The organism is Ancylomarina sp. (genome assembly GCF_041555295.1).
Lineage (GTDB): Bacteria > Bacteroidota > Bacteroidia > Bacteroidales > Marinifilaceae > Ancylomarina.
In genome coordinates, this window is sequence record NZ_JBFFKR010000371.1 from 1 (window position 1) to 2765 (window position 2765).

Genomic DNA, 2765 nt, shown 5'->3' on the forward strand with positions numbered 1-2765 from the left:
AATCATGTTAAATAAAAGCTAGAATAATTATAAATTATGATGAGCATATAAAGTCACCTCGTCTTCGTTCCTCAGTCTCCTTCTGAAGGGTATATAGCTGCTCTTGCAGACTCAATACTTGCTTCTAAATGCTTTATAGCAGCTCTTGAATGCTCAATACCTGCTTCTGAATGCCTTATAGCAGCTCTTGAATGCTCAATACCTGCTTCTGAATGCCTTATAGCAGCTCTTGAATGCTCAATACCTGCTTCTGAATGCCTTATAGCAGCTCTTGAATGCTCAATACTTGCTTCTGAATGCTTTATAGCTGCTCTTGCAGACTCAATACTTGCTTCTGAATGCTTTATAGCTGCTTCTGCAAACTGTGTACCTCTTGCATTACAAGATATACAGCAAATGCTTCGAGTAGTTCTTAATGTAAAGTGGTTCGTTCCTTTTTAGGCGGGATTCAAGTCGCTTATGCAACTGTAAATTAAATTTCATCCCGAAACACTAGTTTGTAAAGTAGCTCCATAAAAAGGAACCAGCTCGTCTTCGCGCTTCACTTTTCCTTCTTAAAAATAGGAGGCGAAATGAATGGTATCTTATTGCACCCATTCACTACTGTTCCAGCCCCCTTAATGGACTTCTTCGATTCCCACTCCGTTTCAATTCCCTAAAGGGGACTTCGGAAAAATACAACGACTTGTAAGTCCCTTTAGGGTTTGGGTAAAACAAAAAAATCCGACCCACTTTCGTGAATCGGATTTCTCAATATAATTTAGATGGGTTTATTTTAAACCTCTCTTTATCAATAAAGGCTCGATACTTGGCTCAGCACCTCTAAAGCGCTTGTAAAGTACCATAGGATCTTCTGTTCCACCTTTAGACAATACATTATCACGGAATGCTTTTGCAGTAGCCTGGTCGAATAGTGATGTTTCTTTAAATGCCTGGAAAGCATCAGAATCAAGTACACCAGCCCAAATGTAAGCATAGTAACCAGCAGAGTAACCTCCTGCAAAAATGTGGTTGAAATAAGTAGAACGATATCTTGGATAGATCTCAGAAATTAATCCCAAACCATTAAGGTAGTTCTTCTCAAAAGTCATTACATCTTCAGTTAATGGCTCAGTTAAAGTATGATATTTCATATCAAGCATTGAAGCTGCAAGATATTCTACAGTACCAAAACCCTGGTTAAATTTACCAGCAGCCTGAATCTTATTAACCAATTCAGTTGGAATAACTTCACCTGTTTTGTAATGCTTCGCATAAATCGCTAGCATCTCTGGCTCGAAACACCAGTTTTCCATTACCTGAGATGGAAGCTCAACAAAGTCGCGAGATACTGAAGTACCAGACAATGTGTTGTAACGACACTTCGATAAGAATCCGTGTAGTGCGTGACCAAACTCGTGGAATAAAGTCGAAACCTCATCGGGACTAATCAAAGCTGGTCCGTCGCCTACTGGCTTGGTGAAGTTACAGATATTCATGATAATTGGAGTAATCTCCTTAGCTGTTCCTAAACCAGACTGCTTACGGAAAGAATCCATCCAAGCACCACCACGCTTAGAAGAACGAGGATGGTAATCTAAATAGAAGATACCAATATGTGTTCCGTCAGCTTCCTGTAGTTCCCAAGTTTGACACTCTTCGTGGAATTTAGCAATATCGTTACGCTCAACAAACTTGATACCCCAAAGCTTTGTAGCCAAGGCAAAAGCACCGTCACGTACGTTGTTAATCTCAAAGTAAGGACGTAATTCTTCTTCATCCAAAGCATACTTCGCTTTCTTCACTTTGTCAGAATAATACCACCAGTCCCAAGAAGCCAACTGAAATTTGCCACCTTCTTTGTCAATCATTTTCTGTAATTCAACAGCTTCTTTCTTTGCATTTGGCAAAGCAGCATCCCAAAGTTTGTTTAATAACTCCATAGCTTTCTCTGGAGTTTTAGCCATATTTCTGTCAAGAACGTAAGCCGCATGGTTTTTAAATCCAAACAACTTAGATCTCTCAATTCTTAGGTTAGCAATCTCCTGAGCATTCTTCTTGTTATCGAACTCGTTGTTGTTGTTACCACGGTTCACATAACCCATGTACAATTTCTCTCTCAAGTCGCGCTTGTCAGAATATTGTAAGAAAGGAAGCATAGATGGCTTATCCAAGCCAAACAACCATTTACCTTCTTCACCAGCAGCCGTTGCCTTTTCAGCAGCAGCACCAGTAACAGACTCAGGTAAACCAGCAAGGTCTTCTTTCTTGTCGATAACCAATTTGAAAGCATTGGTTTCAGCCAATACGTTATCACCAAACTGCATGGTTAACAAAGCCAGTTTACCATCGATCTCACGAAGTTTTGTTTTTTGGTCAGCATCAAGGTTTGCACCACTACGTACAAAACCCAGATACATTTTCTCTAACAAAGTGTTCTGCTCAACAGAAAGCTTTAAATCATCTTTCTTATCGTAAACCGTCTTGATTCTCTTGAATAAATTCTCATTCAAACTAATATCAGCACCATGTTTTGTGAATAGTGGTGACATTTCCTTTTCTAAAGCCGAAATAGAATCGTTATTATTAAAACCTTTTTGTGCGAAAAAAACATTACTCACCTTAGAAAGTAATTCACCTGTCTTTTCGAAAGTCTCAATGGTGTTTTCGAAAGTAGGCTCTTCAGTGCTGTTCGCAATAGCTAAAACTTCATCTTGCTCCTGCTTCATTCCTTCAAGGAAAGCTGGCTTATAGTGTTCAAATTTAATTTGATCAAACGGTGCTGT

General features: G+C 39.2%; 1 protein-coding gene. It reads right to left on the bottom strand.

The features are described from left to right. Positions 1-770 precede the first annotated feature (770 nt). Positions 771-2765, bottom strand: a 1995-nt coding sequence (locus tag ABY905_RS16070; protein ID WP_372645705.1) for a M3 family metallopeptidase, incomplete at its 5' end; no start/stop codon positions are given.